We start from the raw sequence: 17,150 nt of genomic DNA, 5'->3' as shown, positions 1-17,150 counted from the left end.
AACATCTAGCGAACATAACTGGCTCCGTTGGCATCCATCGTCGCGCCGGTCATGCTCGGCGGGGCGTCGAGTGCACAAAACACGATCATCGTCGCGATTTCCTGCGGCGTTGCGACACGGCCCAACGGAATGTCCGCGAGCAGGCCAGGTCCGCCGCGGCTCGCGAGGTAGTCCCCGGCCATGTCGGTATCGGTAAATCCCGGTGCGATCGCATAGCTGAGGATGCCGTTCGCAGCGTACTGGCGGGCGATCGTCTTGTGGAGGGCGAGCATTCCGCCTTTGGCCGCCGCGTAATGCCAGTGCGCCGGCGAATCGCCGCGGTGCCCCGCGCGGCTTGCCACGTGAACCACGCGTCCCGGCCGGCCATCGGCTTGCCAGTGCCGCACCGCGAAGCGCGAGAGTTGCGCGGCGGAGGTAAGGTTGATCCGCAACGTATCCTCCCACCCGTCGAGCCAGGCGATGTCGGACGAATCGAGCGGGTTTGCGGCGAACAGGCCGGCGTTGTTCACCAGCACGTCTATCCGTCCGCCTGCCATCTCCAGCGCGCTTTCCCACAGAGCCTGCGGAGCCTGCGGGTCGGCGAAATCGGCAGCGATGATGCCGGTTTCGGCGCGCGTCGCCTGTCCGATGACGCGGCAGCCGCGCGCCTCCAGCGCCTCGCGCGCCGCGGCCCCGATTCCACGCGATGCGCCGGTGAGAAGGATGGTGGTCATGTGTTCTCTTTCCTTCATCGTCCGTTGCGTGTCGAGCGCTTGCGCCATGCGGTCAACGCGTTAAGGGGAGGGCGCATTCGAAACGGGACCCTTTCATGGCCAACCGCCCACTTTCTCCGCATCTGCAAATCTGGAAATGGGGACCGCACATGGCGGTCTCGATCCTGCACCGGATAACCGGCGACGGCATGGCGCTGGTGGGACTGGGCGTGCTGGTTTGGTGGCTCGCGGCGCTTGCGGGCGGTGCCGAATCCTACGCGAACTTTCAGGAAATCATGGGTTCGGTGCCCGGCATGATCGTGCTCGTCGGCCTGTCATGGGCGTTTTTCAGCCACATGAGCAGCGGCCTTCGCCACTTCGTGCTCGATATCGGGGCGGGTTACGAACTGGCCACCAACAAGACCTGGTCCATCGTCGTTCCGCTGCTCGGGGTCCTGCTGACGGCAGGCTTCTGGGCGCTGGTCCTGAGCTGAGGAGAGCGAAGCAATGGGCAACGGTACTTCGATCGGCAAGGTGCGCGGGCTCGGCTCGGCGCACCACGGCACTCACCACTGGCTGCTGCAACGCTTCACCGCGATCGGCAACCTGATCCTCGGGCTGTTCCTGGCATTCAGCCTGGCGCTGCTTCCGTCGCATGACTATGCGGCGCTGCGTGCCTGGGCGGCCGAGCCATTGCCGGCGGCGGCGCTGGCGATCTTCTCGGTCAACGTGTTCTGGCACGCCCGCCTCGGCCTGCAGGTTCTGGTAGAGGATTACGTCCACACGCCCGGCAACAAGTTCGCCGCCATCGCGGCGCTCAACATTCTGGCGGTGGCCGGGGCCGGCATTGCCGTGTTCTCGATCGTCCGCATAGCACTCGCAGGAGCCGCCTGATGGCCGCCCAGAATACCAGTGTTTCAGCTTACAAGATCATCGACCATACCTATGATGTCGTAGTGGTCGGCGCGGGCGGTTCGGGCCTGCGCGCGACTATGGGCGCGGCCGAGGCCGGGCTGCGGACCGCGAACATCACCAAGGTTTTTCCGACCCGCAGCCACACGGTCGCGGCGCAAGGCGGCATTGCCGCCTCGCTCGGCAACAATTCGCCGGACCACTGGACCTGGCACATGTACGATACCGTCAAGGGATCGGACTGGCTCGGCGATCAGGACGCCATCGAATACATGGTGCGCGAAGCTCCCCAGGCCGTGTACGAGCTGGAGCACGCAGGCGTCCCATTCAGCCGGAATCCCGACGGCACGATTTACCAGCGCCCCTTCGGCGGTCACATGCAGAACATGGGCGAAGGCCCGCCGGTTCAGCGCACCGCTGCCGCGGCAGACCGCACCGGGCACGCGATGCTCCACGCGCTCTACCAGCAGAGCCTGAAGTACGATGCGGACTTCTTCATCGAATACTTCGCGATCGACCTAATCATGAAGGACGGCGCCTGCGTCGGCGTGATCGCGCTGTGTCTCGACGACGGATCGATCCACCGCTTCCGTGCCAAGTCGGTCGTGCTGGCGACCGGAGGCTATGGCCGCTGTTATTTCACCGCGACCAGCGCGCACACTTGTACCGGAGACGGCGGCGGCATGGTCCTGCGCGCCGGGCTGCCGTTACAGGACATGGAGTTCGTCCAGTTCCACCCGACCGGCATCTACGGCGCGGGCGTCCTCATCACCGAGGGTGCGCGCGGCGAAGGCGGCTACCTTACCAATTCGGAGGGCGAGCGTTTCATGGAACGCTATGCCCCGAGCGCGAAGGACCTCGCCAGCCGCGATGTCGTGAGCCGCTCGATGGCGCTCGAAATCCGCGAAGGCCGGGGCGTCGGCCCGAACAAGGACCACATCTTCCTGCACCTCGACCACATCGATCCGAAGATCCTGGCCGAGCGGCTGCCGGGCATCACCGAAAGCGGCAAGATATTCGCCAATGTCGACCTGACGCGCCAGCCGCTGCCGGTGTCGCCTACGGTCCACTACAACATGGGCGGCATACCCTGTAACTATCACGGCGAAGTCGTGACCATCGGCGCCGACGGAAACCCGGAAACGGTGGTGCCCGGGCTGTTCGCGGTGGGCGAGGCGGCTTGCGTCTCGGTCCATGGTGCGAACCGCCTCGGCTCGAACTCGCTGATCGACCTCGTGGTGTTCGGCCGCGCGACGGGTCATCGTCTCAAGGAACTGATCAAGCCGGGCACCGCGCATGACGAACTGCCCAAGGACAGCGCCGATCTGGCGCTGACTCGCCTCGACCGCTTCCGCAACGCCAAGGGCGGGGCGCCGACCGCGGAAATCCGCCGCAACATGCAGCAGGCGATGACGCAGCACGCGGCTGTCTTCCGCAACAACGACTTGATGAAGGAAGGCGTCGACAAGCTGACGGGCATCTATGCCTCGATGCAGGACATCGCGGTTACCGACCGCTCCCTGATCTGGAATACCGATCTCGTCGAGACGCTGGAACTGGACAACCTCATCGCACAAGCAAGCGTGACGATGGCGAGCGCCTACAACCGCAAGGAAAGCCGCGGGGCCCACGCGCACGAGGATTTCCCCGAGCGCGACGATGCAAACTGGATGAAGCACACCGCCGCCTGGTTCGATGGCTGGGGCGGCCAGGGCGGATCGGTGAAGATCGATTACCGCCCGGTGCACGAATACACGCTCACCGACGACGTCCAGTACATCAATCCCAAGAAGCGGGTTTACTGACGGACCGGACGCCGCCGAAGGAGGATCGTCGTTTGCCCGCCTAGGCAGGGTTGGCGATCTCTCCTGCCGCGCGCGCGAACAGGCGCGACGACAGGAACCAGAGCGAAGCGAAGAACAGGTCGATCACAAGCGTGAAGTGCCCGTCGATCAGGTGGAGTGCGCTGAACAAAACCTGCACACCCAGCACGACCAGCATGGCCCGCGCCATCAGTATGGCCTTGCCCTGCGCCACGGCTGAGACCGAGATCGCGATCAGGACCATCGCGATGTAGGTCCAGTTGGCCGGGTTGTCCTCGCTGCCGATGATACCGACGGCGAGCGTGATCCACAGTTGCAGGAAGGCGCTCGCCACCGCGACGACCACCGCCGCGCGATAGGCGATGTTGGCGCTGGCGCGGGCCGCGAGTTCGAACAGTCCGCCAACCACCGCGAACACGACCCCCGCGAAGATGAAATCACTAGCCGTCCAGTTCACTTCCTTGGTGAATTGCATGGCCACTGCAGGCAGCGCCAGCAGGGCGATGGCAAGCGTCCAGCCGGCGATCCGCAGGTTGCGCGTCGTCCGGTCACTCATCAGGTTTGCAGTCATTCGAATTCTCCTCGTCATTGCGAGGAGCCGTTTGGCGCTCTTGGCCGATGAGGGTCATGAGCCTTCGATGATGGATCGCTGAAATCCGCGCTCAGGATGTTTGGGAAAGCCTTCGGGACCAGAGAAGTGCTGCCGTCACGAAGCCGGCGAACAGCGCGGCCTCCATCGCCGTCGCGGTCGACAGCATCAGCGGGGTGAGCGTCTCGAGCCGCAGATTGGTTTGCGGAAATTCGGCGGCCAGCGATGCCAGGCTGCCGATCATCAGCCGACCGCCGCTCAACGCAATTCCGACGCCAGTGATGGCTCCGATTGCCGCAGCGATTCCGGTTCGCAGCACGGGAGACGTGCGCCCCGGACGCAAGGCGAGCCACGCGGCAAGGCCGGTCGCCGCACCCACGGTCAATCCCTCGAACGCTCCGGTGATCGATCCAGGCGCGCGGCCGAAAAACAGGGTCAATAAATCGCTGCCGACAGTTCGCCCGATGGCGCCGACCACCAGCCCTCCCAGCGCGGCGCCGACGATCATGGCCGGCGACGCCCTTCCGTTTCGGCCGGCAATCGCCATCCCGGCACCGACGAAAAGCCCGCCAGCGAGCCCGAGAAGCAAGTTGACACTCACCAGTACGAGCAGCGTGGAGGCTGCACCTATGCCCGGCGAAACGAGGCCTGCCGCGACATAGGCCAGTGCGCCGACCACGCCGGCTATCGCACCGCCGAGTGCCGCGGCGCCGCTGTCGCGTGCGATGTCGGTCCACGGAAAACGCCGCGCGTTATTCGCCACCGACTGATCAGGTCGTGGGGCATCCGACAGCGCGATAAAGCGATACCCGTAGCGCGGCACTGTTTCGATGAATCGCGGGTTTGCCGCATCGTCGCCCAGCGCACGGCGGAGGGCCCGAATGCACTGGGTCAAAGCTTCGTCCGTGACCGGCACGCCGCGCCAGACCTCGTCCATGAAGCGATCTTTGCTGACCAGCCGCCCAGGTTCGGACACCAGCAGAATCAACGCGTCGAGATATCGCCCGCTGACTTCGATCGCAGCGCCCTCGCGCGTTAGCCTGCGCTCGTCCGCATCGAGATGGAAAGGGCCGAAACGGTATTCGCCATCGGGCATGGCGCATTCGATACGGAAAAAAGCACCTGCCGCCAGCCTGTTCGGTCAGTCTGCTGTGGACGCTATCGTCGGCGGAGCATGTCCCGGTTCAGCTCGGCGACCGATCGAACACCCATGAGCCGCATTCCCCGCTCGATCTCTTGGCGCAGGATCGCGATGGCTCGCTCCACGCCAGCTTCGCCCGCCGCAGCGAGCGCGTAGAGGTAAAGACGGCCCCCCGACGCCGCAGCGGCGCCGGTCGCGAGCGCCTTGAGCACGTGCGTGCCGCGGCGGACGCCGCCGTCGCAAATCACTTCGATCCGGTCGCCGACGGCGTCCACGATCTCTTCCAACTGGTCGAAGGGGGCGCGGCTGCCGTCGAGCTGCCTGCCACCATGGTTGGACACCATGATCGCGTCGCAGCCGATATCGGCGGCGCGGCGGGCATCGGCTACGCTCATCACGCCCTTGAGGCAGAACGTGCCGCCCCAGTCGTCGCGCAACTTCTCGACCGCAGTCCAGTCCATGTCGGGATCGAGCATCCCGTTGAAATAGTCCTGGATCGATATCGCCCGCCGGCTGCCCTCGGCGACATGTGTTTCGAGGTTCGGCAGGCTGAAGCGCTCGCGGAACAGGAAGTTGAGCGCCCACGCGGGTCTGGTCGCGTACGACAGGAAGCTGGACGGGGAAAGGCGGGGAGGGGTGGTGAAGCCGCTCCGTTTGCACCGTTCGCGGTTGCCCGAAACGATCGTATCGACGGTCAGCGCGATGGCATCGAACTTCGCCGCGCGGGCGCGCTCGACCAGCGCCGCATTCAGCCCGCGATCCTTGTGGTAATAGTACTGCAGCATCTTGGGACCGGCATAATTCGCGCCGATCTCCTCGATACTGACGCTCGAGAGGCTGGAGATGCCGAACCACAGGTTGTGCCGCTCGGCCACGCGGGCGACGGCCCGCTCGCCCTGCCAGTGGAAGATGCGTTGCAAAGCCGTGGGGCTGAGGATCAGCGGCAGGCTGGTCTCGCGGCCCATGAGAGTGGTGGAAGTATCGATAGTGCCTACACCGGCGAGAACATTCGGCACGAGGTCGATGTCATCGAAAGCAGCGGTATTGCGCGCCAATGTTCGTTCGTCGTCGCCACCGCCGTCGATATAGTGAAACACCGGATAGGGCAGCCGGCGCCTGGCCAGCGTGCGGAAATCCATGATGTTGTGACAGTCGCCCAAGCTGTGCACGGCGTGGGACATGGGTCGATCGCGGTCCATTGCGTTTGTCTAGTTGTCGCAAGAGGACCTGAACAGCCATTCATCCACGCTTCAGGTTTACAGGCGTAGTCGATACAGCTACAGATGTAATCGACGTCGGGGAGGGCACGATGGCAGATACGGACATACCGTCGGAACGGATCAGTGAAGCCGAACACGCGGTCATGGAAGCTCTGTGGTCGGAAAGCCCGCTAACGGCGGTCGACGTGTGCGAACGCGTCTGTGCCGAGCGCGACTGGTCGATGCCCACGGTCAAAACCCTACTGGGCCGGCTGGTGTCGAAGGGCGCGGTTGCAACCGAACCCGACGGGCGGCGCTTTTTATATTCACCGCTGGTGGAACGCTCCGACTACCTCGGCAGCGAATCGAAGCGACTGGTCGAACGCCTTTTCGGTGGACGAGCCGCCCCGCTGTTCGCCCACCTGGCCGAATCCGAAGCCCTTACCGAGGAGGACCTCGCCGAGATCGAGGCGCTGGTGAAGGAGCTACGCCGATGACCTGGCTTCTCGACACGCTCGTCTGGACAGGGGTGCTGATCGCCCTCGTCCTTGCGGTTCGCCAGCCGGTCGCTCGGCATTTCGGGGCAAAGATTGCCTATGCGCTATGGGCCTTGCCGCTCATGCGACTGATCATGCCGCCGCTCGTACTGGAGGCCCCGACCCCGTCAGCCTTGCCAGCTGCTCAATCGGTCGAGGCCACGCCGGAACTGATTGCAGCCCTCGCGGCAATGGAAGCGGCAAGCGCTCCCTCCGCGCAGGCGCCCGCCGCTTGGTGGGAAAGCCTGACTCCGCTGCTGGTCGCGGTGTGGTTGCTGGGTGCGGCGACGTACATCGCATTGCGGCTTTTGGCCTACCGGCAATTGCGACGCGATTTGCTGGACGGTGCGTACACAGTAGGCAGCGCCGGCAACATTCGGCTTGTCGAGACCTACGCCACCCGGTCGCCGTTGGCGTTCGGGTTGTTCGACAAAGTCATTGCGATGCCGGTCGGCTTCATGGCGCTTCCGGATCGCGCGGCGCGGGATCTTGCCCTCGCGCACGAGCTTGCCCACCATCGCGCGCACGATTTGTTCGCCAACTTCGCTGCCCTGCCGCTGTTTGCGATTCACTGGTTCAATCCGCTCTCCAGGCTCGGCTGGAACGCCATGCGCCGCGACCAGGAGGCAGCCTGCGATGCCCGCGTCGTCCACGGACGGGACCGGGTCGAGCGGGCGCACTACGCAGCACTCATCGCCGGTGCAGCGGCCGCCCCCCGAGCCGCGCTTGCCGCGCCGATGGCCTGTCCGGTGCTGGGCGAGAAATCCATAATCCACCGTTTGAGGAACCTGACGATGACCGATCATTCCATCCGCCGCCGCCGCATGGGCGGTACCCTGATCGGCTTTGCGGCGCTCGCGCTGCCGCTGACCGCATCGATCACCTACGCGCAGAGCGAGGCTCCCGAAGCACCACTCCCACCCGAAGCGCCGGTTCCGTCGGCAGCACCTGATGCGCCGGAAGCGCCGACCCCGCCGCTACCGCCCGAGAGCCCGATTTCGGTGCAGCGTATCGTCATCGAAAGCGGCGATGAGGGCGAGGCCAAGGACGGCGTGAAAAAAGAGCGCCGCGTCGTCATCATTCGCGATGGCAAGGCCGAGCACCTCGGTGCGAAGGGCGCCGGCGAACACGATGCGATGCGGTTTCATTTTCGCGGGATCGACGGCAAGGAATTTAACCCCGACGACCCGAAGTTCGCAGAGGCGATGAAGCGCCTCGAGGAACGGATGGCCAATCTCGACAAGGAGATCGCTGGCACGATCGTCATCGACTCGAAGAAGATGGCGGAGCTGGGCGAAAGGTCCCGCAAGATGGCGGAGCTCAGCGCGCGTATGGCGCCTCGCGTCGAAATGTCGTGCGATGACAAGGGCGGCTCGAGCGAGGCGAAGACCGAAGACGGACGGCGCGTGTTCCGGTTCTGCCAGAAGTCGGTGCTGATGGGCGCGGCCGGTGGCCTCCGTGCGGCTCGTGCGACGATTGCAGGGAATTCCGCGATGAGCGAGGAAGTCCGCAAGGAAGTCCTCGAAGACCTCGACCGCGAAATCGAGCGGCTCGAGCGCGAGAACAAGGGCTGACGACCCTCCTACCTGGCATACCCGCGAACAGTCCCCGGTTCGCGGCGGAGGGGCGGGGACGGCGCGGCCGTCCCCGTTTTCAAATCAGCGGCGATTTCCCCGAGGCTGCGCGCCGGTTTCTTTGGAGATATCTTGGACCACCGGTTCGGAAACGAAACCAGGCGTTTCGCTCGAGGGGGCGGCGGCAGGCCCTGTATTCTTCCCGCTTGCCATTTCAACCCGGGCGAATGCCGGGCGGGCAGGATACGGGCAGTTCCGCTGTTCGCCCAAGCCTTTGAGGTAGCCGCGGCGCACCGCGCCGGCATAAATGGCGGCCTGGAAATTGCGCTGGTGTTCCGCAGCGCCCGTGAGTTCACGCAGGATGCCGCGAAACGGGATGAACGAGGCCACCACGCTCTTGGCCACCGAACCTGCGCTGATCCGGTCGTTTTCGCTTTCCACGACGTCCATGTCCGGACCCAGCGCCGCGTCGAGCGGCGCGATCGCGGCGGCAATGTCGTCGCACGTCCGAATCCCGACGCTGGCGTAGGGACCGGCCTGGGCAGCCAGCAGCGCGGACGGAATCTCATCCTTCGCCAGATTGAGGTCGGTGATCGGGGTCATCGCCACGTCCTCTGCATTCGGAGTGCGGTTCGCCGCCGGCTCGTCCTGATCCTGAGCGAGCGCGGGTGAGGAGAGCAGCGAGAGGGCGAGGGCAGCCGCAAGGGCGGCGTCAGATCTGGACATAGCGGTCACAAACAGTGTCATCGGCGGACTGAATTCCGGCGCGTAGGGCTTCGGATCGTTGTGCACTGGTGCCGTGAGTGAAGTTCTCCGCGCTGACCCGACCTCCGGTCAGGTTGTCGTCGCCGATGGCGCTGGCTGCGGTCATGCCTTCCTCGAAATCTCCCGGTTCAATGAGGTTTCGGTTCTTTCCGGCCCAGACCCCCGCATAGCAGTCGGCCTGCAGTTCCATGCGAACCTGCAACTGGTTCGCCGCTTGGGGATTCTGGCTTTGAACGCTGCGTATCTGACTCGCCACGCCGGTCAGCGTCTGAATGTGATGACCGTACTCGTGGGCGATGACGTAGTATCGGGCGAAATCCCCCTGAGCGCCGAGCTGGCGGGCCATCTGATCGTAAAACGCGGTATCGATGTAAATGGTTTGATCTGCAGGGCAGTAGAAAGGGCCCATCGCGCTCGAGCCCGGTCCGCAAGCGGTGTTCACCCCGCCTCCCGATATAAACCAGAGCCGCGGTTGCTTGAACGGAATGCCTGCTGCCGCAAAGGCCGGCTGCCAGGTTTCGTCGAGCGACTGGAGCGCGTTGCACGACTCGGTTGCGTATTCGTTCGCGGTGCACAGCTCCTGCGCTGACTGGGGCGACCCCTGCTCCTGCGTCGCCACCGGCCCGCTCTGCTGAAGTCCTCCAAGCATCGCGGCCGGGTCGACACCGAATACGAGCGCGGCAACCAGCGCGATTGCGATCGTCCCGCATCCGATTCCGCCACCCGCGCCGCCGGGAAAACCGCCACCGCCCCCGCCGACGTTGATTTTCGAAGCATCGAACGGATTGAGCCGCATGCGTAAACCCCCATCTATCGAGCGGCATCGCCGCAATGTATCTGGACAGGTGCCCTGCGGCTCGCAAGAGCGCAAGCGCAGTCCTGTCGACCGCTCAATCTGCGAAGGAGGTCAAATGTTCCTGTCCGGCAAACGCGCGCTCGTTACTGGCTCGACGTCCGGCATCGGCCTCGCCGTAGCTCGTGCCCTGCATGCCGAAGGCGCGCAGATCGTCCTGAGCGGATTCGGTGACGAGACTGAGATCGAACGCTTGTGCGAAGAACTGTCCGCGCAGCACGTCGCCGCCGATCTCACGACCCTTGAAGGATGCGAGGCGCTGATGTCAGGGGCGGGGCCCGTGGACATTCTGGTCAACAACGCCGGAATGCAGCACGTTAGCCCGATTGAGGATTTTCCGACCGACAAATGGGACGCAATCATCGCGCTGAACCTGACTGCGGCGTTCCACACCATCCGCCTGGCAGTGCCCAACATGAAGAAGGCGGGCTGGGGCCGCATCATCAACACGGCCAGCGCCCATTCCAAGGTCGCCTCCCCGTTCAAGTCCGCTTACAATGCGGCCAAACACGGCCTCGACGGACTGACCAAGACGGTCGCGCTGGAAGTTGCACCCCATGGCGTCACCGCAAACTGCATCAGCCCGGGCTATGTCTGGACGCCACTGGTAGAGAAGCAGATTCCCGATACGATGGCGGCGCGCGGATTGACGCGCGATCAGGTCATCAACGACGTTCTGCTCGTCAAGCAGGCGACCCGCAAGTTCGTCCAGCCTGAAGAGGTCGGTGCTCTGGCCGTGTTCCTATGCCGCGACGAGGCCCAGAACGTGACCGGCGCGAACTGGAGCATGGACGGCGGGTGGACGGCCGAGTAGCATCGGGACGAAAGGAAAACCGGGGGCAATCAATGCGGTACGCGTGGCTCTTGGGTGTCCTTATGCTTGCCGGTTGTGCTGGCTCGCGCCCGCCGTCCGCCATTCCTTCGTCCGACACGGCACTTCAGGCTGCCCTGACGCGGCATATTTCGGTTTTGGCTAGCGACGAGTTCGGAGGGCGCGAACCAGGCACCGAGGGTGAGGCGAAGACGCTTCGATACCTCGCTCGCGAGTGGCAGGCCGCAGGGCTGGTTTCGGGCACCAACGATCCCGCCAATCCGTGGTTCGCACCGGTCGAAATCGCCAGCAGCACGCCCGAACGCAGCACCCTTCGCTTTTCGCGGAACGGACGGGCTGTGGCCCTCCCGTCGGACGAAGCGATAATCTTCGCTTCGGGCACGCGTGGCCTGATCGAACGAGCGCCGGTGGTATTCGTCGGAGAGCAGGGCGCGCAACTTGACACGGCGGCACTGGCCGGTCGGGTCGTGCTGATGGGATGGGGTCACCCCGGGCGCACCGAGCAACGCGAGGCGTTGCTGCGCGGCGGGGCGGCGGCGGTAATCGCCATTGTCGACACCCGCGAGGAGTTCGACCGAATTGTCGGTCAGCGGAGGGACGGCAGCTACCGCCTTGCGGCCACGGACGCGGCTGACACGATCGATGGGTACATCACGCGCGGCGCGGCTGCGTCACTGATCGGGGCAGACCGGTTTGACGCATTGATGCGCGGTATGGGAGACGCGCAGTTCCGACCCGCGACCCTTGATCTTCTCGCCACGCTCGAGGCCGTTTCGACGCAAGGCAGGGTCCGGACATTCAACCTAGTCGCCAAGTTGCCGGGCAGGCGGGCGGACGCAGGTGCCGTGGTCTTGCTGGCTCATTGGGATCACTTCGGTCGCTGCGGTTCGCCCACCGATCCGGCTGCGATATGCAACGGCGCCGTCGACAACGCCAGCGGCCTGGCGGTAGTGACGGAGCTCGCGCGGCGCCTTGCGGCGGGGCCGCGCCTGCAACGCGACGTCTACTTCGTGGCGACCACTGCCGAAGAGTGGGGCCTGCTGGGCGCACAGGCCTTTGCCGAGAACCCGCCCATCCCCCTCGATACGATCGTCGCAGCGTTCAACCTCGATACGATCGCCGTCGCCCCCAAGGGCACACCGGTCGCGATCGTCGGCAAGGGGATGACCGGTCTTGACCCTGGCATCCAGCAGGTGCTCAAGGAAGCAGGGCGCCGCGAAAGCGACGAAGCGCTGGCGCAAGGATACCTGCGCCGCCAGGACGGCTGGGCATTGCTCCAGCGTGATGTCCCGACTGTATCGGTGACTAGCGCGTTCGGGTCCGCAGAAGCCCTGAAACTTTACGAGACCGAGCGGTATCACAGCCCTGCCGACAAGGCTGAAGGGATCGAACTGGGCGGTGCGATCGAGGACCTCTATCTGACCCAGGCTCTGGTCCGGTACTTCGCCGATCCGGCGCGCTGGACGGCCACCTCCGGAAAAAGCGTCACCGCCCCCTAGCCGCTGAGGCAACCTGCCGTTAGATGGGCCGCCACGAATCTCCCGGCGGAAAGCGCGAACTGTGGCACATGACGATATCCCCCTTGGCCTGACCTTTGACGACGTCCTGCTGCGTCCGGCGGAAAGCGATATCCTGCCGAGCATGGCCGACACCAGCACCATGCTGACGCGCGGGATCGGCCTGAACATTCCCGTGATCTCGGCAGCGATGGACACCGTGACCGAGGCGGACATGGCGATCGTCATGGCGCAGCTCGGCGGAATCGGGGTGCTGCACCGCAATCTCGACATCGAAACGCAGTGCGCTGCGGTGCGCGCGGTGAAGCGTTTCGAAAGCGGAATGGTCGTCAATCCGATCACCATCGGCCCCGATGCCACGCTGGGCGAGGCGCAATCGCTGATGACCGTCAACCGGATCAGCGGGATTCCCGTGACCGATACGAGTGGAAAGCTCGTCGGCATCCTGACCAATCGCGACGTGCGCTTTGCGGAAAATCCACGCCAGCCGGTTCGCGAACTGATGACGCATGACGATCTCGCCACCGTTCGCATCGGTACCAGTCAGGAAGACGCGCGCCGCCTGCTGCACCAGCGCCGTATCGAGAAGTTGCTGGTCGTAGACGACGATTACCGCTGCGTCGGTCTGATAACGGTCAAGGACATCGAGAAAGCGGTCACCTATCCCAATGCCACCAAGGACGGGAGCGGCCGGTTGCGGGTCGCAGCCGCCTCGACGGTGGGCGAAGCGGGTCTGGAGCGGACGCGTGCCCTCATCGAGGCAGAGGTCGACGTGGTGATCATCGACACCGCTCACGGCCACAACAAGGATGTCGGCCGTGCGGTCGAGGCGGCGAAGAAGCTGTCGAATTCGGTGCAAATCGTAGCGGGCAACGTCGCGACCGCAGAGGCGACTCGCGCATTGATCGATGCCGGTGCCGATGCGGTTAAAGTGGGCATCGGACCTGGTTCGATCTGCACCACGCGCGTCGTCGCCGGCGTCGGCGTGCCCCAATTGACCGCGGTGCTCGAATGCGCTGCCGAAGCCGCCAAGTCCGGCGTGCCGGTCATTGCCGACGGTGGCCTCAGGACTTCGGGCGATGCCGCAAAGGCACTTGCCGCCGGGGCCGCCTGCGTGATGATCGGATCACTGCTTGCGGGCACCGAGGAAAGCCCGGGCGAGACGTTCCTGTACCAGGGCCGTAGTTACAAGGCTTACCGCGGCATGGGCAGCGTGGGCGCGATGGCACGGGGATCGGCCGATCGCTATTTCCAGCAGGATGTGTCCGCTCTGAAGCTCGTGCCCGAGGGGATCGAGGGTCAGGTGCCCTACAAGGGTCCGGCGCGCGACGTGATCCACCAGCTCGTCGGCGGGATCAAGGCCGCGATGGGCTATACCGGTTCGGCAACGCTCGCCGACCTGCGCACGCGCGGCAAGTTCGTACGCATCACCAACGCCGGTCTCGCCGAAAGCCACGTTCACGACGTTGCGATCACGCGCGAGGCGCCGAACTACCCGACGCGATGATGACGGCATGACGCCTGCCGCACGGGTCCAGGCTGCGATCGAGGTGCTCGACGCGGTCATCGCGGCGGCAAGCGGCGCCGGAGCGCCGGCCGACCGGATCGTTTCCGATTACTTCCGCACGCGGCGCTATGCCGGGTCGAAGGACCGGCGTGCCGTGCGTGAGCTCGTCTATGCGGCGATCCGGGCCTGTGGTCCCGTGCCGGCCTCGGGACGGGCGGCGATGCTTCGCCTGAGTCAACTCGACCCCTCGATTGTAGCCCTGTTCGATGGGTCGGCCCACGGACCGGCGGCCGTCGGTAAGGGCGAAAGCCCGGCGGAAGGGGGGCTCGCGCCTGACTGGCTGGTAGCCGAACTGGGCACTTCCGGCGTCGCAGGCGAGGAAGCGGCGGCGTTGCTGGGACGAGCGTCGCTCGATTTGCGCGTGAACACCCTGAAAGCAAGCCGTGACTCGATTGAATTGCCGACGGAATGGCAATCGACTGCCGCTGTGAACGGTATTCGCGTGGAACCCGGCAGTCAGGTCGAGCAATGGGATGCGTTCCGCGACGGATTGATCGAGGTGCAGGACACCGGGTCGCAGTTGGCCTGCCAAGCGGCTGCGACACGCCCCGAAGAGATAGCCATCGATCTGTGCGCTGGCGCGGGCGGCAAGACGCTCGCGCTTGCCGCCGCGATGGAAAACCGGGGAACCCTCCTCGCCTCCGATACGGACCGGCAGCGCCTCTCGCGTCTCGCTCCCAGAGCCGCACGGGCGGGGGCCGGTATGATCGAGACGCGCTTGCTCGACCCGGGCAAGGAACTGGATGCGCTATCCGAATTCGCGGGCAGGGCCGACCTCGTTCTCGTCGACGCGCCGTGCTCCGGGAACGGAACCTGGCGACGGAACCCCGAGGCGCGCTGGCGCCTCACCCCAGAGCGGCTTGCACGATACGTCGAAGCGCAGGAGCGATTGCTGGCAATCGCGGCGGAACTTGTGGGGCCGCAGGGCCGATTGGTGTACGTCACATGCTCGCTCCTCGATGCTGAGGGTGCGGCTCAGGTCGATCGCTTTCTGGCCGGGCACAGCGAATTCTCTGCGGATCAGATCGCGCTTCCTCTGGGAAGGCCGCGAGGCAAGGGGTGGCGACTGTCCCCGTATCATGACGAAACGGACGGATTTTTCATCGCGAGTCTATCTCGCGCATGATACCCCTCGCGATTATGGCCGAGCACGAACCCGCCCGGACTGGTCGTGGCCGATGGGCCGTGAAGGAGTTGCTGATGCGTTTTGCCGCCCCCGCCGCCGCGCTTGCCGCCGTTTTCGCGATAACAGCTAGCGTGGGCCAAAGCGCCGACCACGTAACCGATCCCCGGGCTGCAGCCCTGGTCGCAGAAGGCCGCGCCGCGCTTGCCGCGGGTGATTCCGACCGCGCGGTCGATGCATTCGAGGCTGCGTTGACGATCGACCCGGCGGCGACCGGAATCCTCCTCGATCTTGCCAATGCGGCGCGCAGCAATGGTCTGCAGGGCAAGGCGATCGGCTATTATCGCGAAGCTCTGGTGCGGGAGCCGGATAACCTGGCGGCCATTTCGGGCGAGGGCGCCGCGATGGTGGAGAAGGGTGCGGTCGAGAAGGCTCGCCGCAATCTGGCGCGGCTTCAGACGATTTGCGGTGAAAACTGCGCGGAAACCCGCGCCCTTGCCGCCGCGATCGCAAAGGGACCGCAGCCGCGCGTCCTGACTGCCGAAGCGGTGATGCCCGACGCAGTGGTGACCCAACAGAACTGAACGGACGCGGCGCTCAGACGAGCGAGCGAAAACCTTCTACGACGGTGCGATAGACGCGCTTTTTGAAGGGCACGATCAGGTCCGGCAACTCGTCAGGCGCAACCCAGCGATATTCGCAGAATTCTGGCGGATCGTGCGCGTCGAGGTCGATATGATGGTCCGCGCCTGCAAAGCGGGCCAGGAACCAAGTCTGCTCCTGGCCGCGATATTTGCCGCCCCACAACTTGCCGACGAGATCTTCCGGTAAGTCGTACCGCATCGGCTCGTCGATGCGACCGATCAGCGACACGAGATTGGAACTGATGCCGGTTTCCTCCGCCAGTTCGCGCAGCACCGCGTCGGCCAGGTCCTCGTCGGGATCGACCCCGCCTTGGGGCATCTGCCACCAGTCCCCCTCGCGATTGTCGATTCGCTTGCCTACGAACACGAGGCCGTCGGCATTGACCAGCATAATGCCCACACATGGGCGATAGGCGAGTTCGCTCACGAATGGCGCTCCAGCATCAGGCGGATCGCGCCGATCAATGCCGTGACGTCCTCTTGGGCGCTGGGCAATGCTTTGCGCATGTTGATGAAGCCGTGAATCGAGCCACGCGCTTCGAGATAGACCACATCGACCCCCGATCCGATCAAGTGCGCAGCATATTCGCGGCCCGAGTCGCGAAGGGGATCCAGCGACGCGGTGATAAGGACCGTGGGCGGCGTTGCAGCGTGATCGTCGTGCAGGATCGGGTAACGGCGCTTGTGGCCTTCGTCCGCGCGGTAGCTGGCGTCGAAGAACTCCATCGAACGGGCGGTGAGGAAGTATCCTTCGCCGAAGCTCTTGTAGCTGCCCGTCTCGCCGACCGGGCTGGCGATCGGGTAGATTGGTGCCTGGACCAGAACCGGAACGGCCGCCGGTCCGTCCATGAGCGCGTGCGTCACGACAATGGCCAGGTTGCCGCCTGCGCTGTCTCCCGTAGTGACGAGGCCGGTGACCTGGAAACCGAGTTCTGCAGGGCTGCCCGCGACCCAACGGCTCGCGGCCTCGCAATCGTCGGGCGCGGCGGGGAACGGCGCCTCGGGTGCCAGGCGGTAATGGACTGCGATCACCGGCAGATCGAGCCCGCGAGCGAGCTCGGTGCAGAATGCGTTGTGCGTTTCCAGGTCGCCGATCACGAACCCGCCGCCGTGGAAGAACATGACTGCCGGCCCTGGCTCGCGGCTTTCTCGGGCATCGTACAGTCGGAGCGGTATCTCTCCGTCTGGTCCGGGACAAACGAAGTCGCGGACCACGGGGAGGGGATGCGGGTCCAGTTCGGCGACCTGCGCCATCATGACATAGGCTGCGCGCGCTTCCTCGACCGGCATTTCGTCCATGTGCGGGCGGGCCATCGCCTCCAGCATGGCAAGGAAGCCGCGCACGTCCTCGCGGACGAAGTGCACTGGATCGGTCATATGGGG

The 17,150-nt window shown here is 65.0% G+C and carries 18 protein-coding genes; 10 read left to right on the top strand and 8 right to left on the bottom strand.

The features are described 5' to 3' along the window. Window positions 1-5 precede the first annotated feature (5 nt). On the bottom strand, window positions 6-713 hold the full coding sequence (locus tag AR323_RS05370) for an SDR family NAD(P)-dependent oxidoreductase (protein ID WP_057883184.1): 708 nt from the start codon (window positions 711-713) through the stop codon (window positions 6-8). Between the two features lie 95 nt (window positions 714-808). Here AR323_RS05370 and sdhC point away from each other — a divergent pair, with 95 nt between their 5' ends. The 3 genes from sdhC to sdhA are packed head-to-tail and all read left to right on the top strand — an operon-like array spanning window position 809 to window position 3,409. Further along, window positions 809-1,186, top strand: coding sequence for a succinate dehydrogenase, cytochrome b556 subunit (gene sdhC, locus AR323_RS05365; protein ID WP_057882920.1), 378 nt, complete (start codon window positions 809-811; stop codon window positions 1,184-1,186). Window positions 1,187-1,199: 13 nt separating this feature from the next. After that, window positions 1,200-1,586: a succinate dehydrogenase, hydrophobic membrane anchor protein gene (gene sdhD, locus AR323_RS05360; protein ID WP_057882919.1), complete on the top strand. Its 387-nt coding sequence runs from the start codon at window positions 1,200-1,202 to the stop codon at window positions 1,584-1,586. Next, complete coding sequence (sdhA, locus tag AR323_RS05355; protein WP_057882918.1) at window positions 1,586-3,409, top strand: succinate dehydrogenase flavoprotein subunit; 1,824 nt, start codon at window positions 1,586-1,588, stop codon at window positions 3,407-3,409. The genes sdhD and sdhA overlap by 1 nt, the downstream gene beginning before the upstream one ends. 40 nt (window positions 3,410-3,449) lie before the next feature. Here the strand turns inward: sdhA and AR323_RS05350 are convergent, their stop codons facing one another. From AR323_RS05350 to AR323_RS05340, 3 genes are all read right to left on the bottom strand, one after another. Next, entirely contained in the window at window positions 3,450-3,998 is a 549-nt protein-coding gene (locus AR323_RS05350) for a hypothetical protein (RefSeq protein ID WP_057882917.1), read from the bottom strand. 91 nt (window positions 3,999-4,089) lie between these two features. Further along, the gene (locus tag AR323_RS05345) at window positions 4,090-5,112 is read right to left on the bottom strand and encodes a winged helix-turn-helix domain-containing protein (RefSeq protein WP_057882916.1); all 1,023 of its coding nucleotides are present in this window, start codon (window positions 5,110-5,112) and stop codon (window positions 4,090-4,092) included. Window positions 5,113-5,174: 62 nt separating this feature from the next. Next, window positions 5,175-6,338 (bottom strand): alpha-hydroxy acid oxidase, encoded by a 1,164-nt coding sequence (locus tag AR323_RS05340; RefSeq protein ID WP_057883183.1) that lies wholly within the window; start codon window positions 6,336-6,338, stop codon window positions 5,175-5,177. A 128-nt stretch (window positions 6,339-6,466) separates the two neighbouring features. Between AR323_RS05340 and AR323_RS05335 the strand changes: the two genes are divergently transcribed. Both AR323_RS05335 and AR323_RS05330 read left to right on the top strand, forming a co-directional pair. Beyond that, complete coding sequence (locus AR323_RS05335; RefSeq protein WP_057882915.1) at window positions 6,467-6,853, top strand: BlaI/MecI/CopY family transcriptional regulator; 387 nt, start codon at window positions 6,467-6,469, stop codon at window positions 6,851-6,853. Next, window positions 6,850-8,466 (top strand): M56 family metallopeptidase, encoded by a 1,617-nt coding sequence (locus AR323_RS05330; RefSeq protein ID WP_057882914.1) that lies wholly within the window; start codon window positions 6,850-6,852, stop codon window positions 8,464-8,466. Before AR323_RS05335 ends, AR323_RS05330 begins: the two co-directional genes overlap by 4 nt. Window positions 8,467-8,550: 84 nt before the next feature. Here AR323_RS05330 and AR323_RS05325 read toward each other — a convergent pair whose 3' ends face one another. Together AR323_RS05325 and ypfJ are read right to left on the bottom strand one after the other, a co-directional pair. After that, window positions 8,551-9,069 (bottom strand): hypothetical protein, encoded by a 519-nt coding sequence (locus AR323_RS05325; protein ID WP_200956679.1) that lies wholly within the window; start codon window positions 9,067-9,069, stop codon window positions 8,551-8,553. Window positions 9,070-9,178: 109 nt separating this feature from the next. Next, the gene (gene ypfJ, locus AR323_RS05320; RefSeq protein WP_057882913.1) at window positions 9,179-10,027 is read right to left on the bottom strand and encodes a KPN_02809 family neutral zinc metallopeptidase; all 849 of its coding nucleotides are present in this window, start codon (window positions 10,025-10,027) and stop codon (window positions 9,179-9,181) included. Window positions 10,028-10,142: 115 nt separating this feature from the next. Here ypfJ and AR323_RS05315 point away from each other — a divergent pair, with 115 nt between their 5' ends. The 5 genes from AR323_RS05315 to AR323_RS05295 all read left to right on the top strand — a co-directional run bounded on the left by AR323_RS05315 (window position 10,143) and on the right by AR323_RS05295 (window position 15,707). Then, window positions 10,143-10,898: a 3-hydroxybutyrate dehydrogenase gene (locus AR323_RS05315; RefSeq protein ID WP_057882912.1), complete on the top strand. Its 756-nt coding sequence runs from the start codon at window positions 10,143-10,145 to the stop codon at window positions 10,896-10,898. Between the two features lie 155 nt (window positions 10,899-11,053). Next, entirely contained in the window at window positions 11,054-12,415 is a 1,362-nt protein-coding gene (locus AR323_RS05310) for a M28 family peptidase (protein WP_057882911.1), read from the top strand. Window positions 12,416-12,476: 61 nt separating this feature from the next. Then, entirely contained in the window at window positions 12,477-13,940 is a 1,464-nt protein-coding gene (guaB, locus tag AR323_RS05305; RefSeq protein WP_057882910.1) for an IMP dehydrogenase, read from the top strand. A 7-nt stretch (window positions 13,941-13,947) separates the two neighbouring features. Continuing rightward, window positions 13,948-15,126: an RsmB/NOP family class I SAM-dependent RNA methyltransferase gene (locus AR323_RS05300; RefSeq protein ID WP_057882909.1), complete on the top strand. Its 1,179-nt coding sequence runs from the start codon at window positions 13,948-13,950 to the stop codon at window positions 15,124-15,126. A 74-nt stretch (window positions 15,127-15,200) separates the two neighbouring features. Beyond that, a complete protein-coding gene (locus AR323_RS05295) occupies window positions 15,201-15,707 on the top strand; it encodes a tetratricopeptide repeat protein (RefSeq protein ID WP_123321853.1) in 507 nt (168 codons plus the stop codon). A gap of 13 nt (window positions 15,708-15,720) precedes the next feature. Here AR323_RS05295 and AR323_RS15100 read toward each other — a convergent pair whose 3' ends face one another. Then, window positions 15,721-16,158 (bottom strand): RNA pyrophosphohydrolase, encoded by a 438-nt coding sequence (locus tag AR323_RS15100; protein WP_057882908.1) that lies wholly within the window; start codon window positions 16,156-16,158, stop codon window positions 15,721-15,723. 32 nt (window positions 16,159-16,190) lie between these two features. Then, complete coding sequence (locus AR323_RS15095; protein ID WP_057882907.1) at window positions 16,191-17,144, bottom strand: alpha/beta hydrolase; 954 nt, start codon at window positions 17,142-17,144, stop codon at window positions 16,191-16,193. Window positions 17,145-17,150: the final 6 nt, after the last annotated feature.

Origin of the sequence: Tsuneonella troitsensis, assembly GCF_001441535.1 — a bacterium.
Taxonomy (GTDB): domain Bacteria; phylum Pseudomonadota; class Alphaproteobacteria; order Sphingomonadales; family Sphingomonadaceae; genus Tsuneonella; species Tsuneonella troitsensis.
Note: the sequence above shows the minus strand (reverse complement) of the source record. Positions and strands in the feature narration are given on the sequence as shown.

Bases quoted from the DNA above. Each gene is read 5' to 3' on its own strand.
- AR323_RS05370 (WP_057883184.1), bottom strand. From the start codon at position 713: ATGACCACCATCCTTCTCACCGGCGCATCGCGTGGAATCGGGGCCGCG.
- sdhC (WP_057882920.1), top strand. From the start codon at position 809: ATGGCCAACCGCCCACTTTCTCCGCATCTGCAAATCTGGAAATGGGGA.
- sdhD (WP_057882919.1), top strand. From the start codon at position 1,200: ATGGGCAACGGTACTTCGATCGGCAAGGTGCGCGGGCTCGGCTCGGCG.
- sdhA (WP_057882918.1), top strand. From the start codon at position 1,586: ATGGCCGCCCAGAATACCAGTGTTTCAGCTTACAAGATCATCGACCAT.
- AR323_RS05350 (WP_057882917.1), bottom strand. From the start codon at position 3,998: ATGACTGCAAACCTGATGAGTGACCGGACGACGCGCAACCTGCGGATC.
- AR323_RS05345 (WP_057882916.1), bottom strand. From the start codon at position 5,112: ATGCCCGATGGCGAATACCGTTTCGGCCCTTTCCATCTCGATGCGGAC.
- AR323_RS05340 (WP_057883183.1), bottom strand. From the start codon at position 6,338: ATGTCCCACGCCGTGCACAGCTTGGGCGACTGTCACAACATCATGGAT.
- AR323_RS05335 (WP_057882915.1), top strand. From the start codon at position 6,467: ATGGCAGATACGGACATACCGTCGGAACGGATCAGTGAAGCCGAACAC.
- AR323_RS05330 (WP_057882914.1), top strand. From the start codon at position 6,850: ATGACCTGGCTTCTCGACACGCTCGTCTGGACAGGGGTGCTGATCGCC.
- AR323_RS05325 (WP_200956679.1), bottom strand. From the start codon at position 9,069: ATGACCCCGATCACCGACCTCAATCTGGCGAAGGATGAGATTCCGTCC.
- ypfJ (WP_057882913.1), bottom strand. From the start codon at position 10,027: ATGCGGCTCAATCCGTTCGATGCTTCGAAAATCAACGTCGGCGGGGGC.
- AR323_RS05315 (WP_057882912.1), top strand. From the start codon at position 10,143: ATGTTCCTGTCCGGCAAACGCGCGCTCGTTACTGGCTCGACGTCCGGC.
- AR323_RS05300 (WP_057882909.1), top strand. From the start codon at position 13,948: ATGACGCCTGCCGCACGGGTCCAGGCTGCGATCGAGGTGCTCGACGCG.
- AR323_RS05295 (WP_123321853.1), top strand. From the start codon at position 15,201: ATGCGTTTTGCCGCCCCCGCCGCCGCGCTTGCCGCCGTTTTCGCGATA.
- AR323_RS15100 (WP_057882908.1), bottom strand. From the start codon at position 16,158: ATGCTGGTCAATGCCGACGGCCTCGTGTTCGTAGGCAAGCGAATCGAC.
- AR323_RS15095 (WP_057882907.1), bottom strand. From the start codon at position 17,144: ATGACCGATCCAGTGCACTTCGTCCGCGAGGACGTGCGCGGCTTCCTT.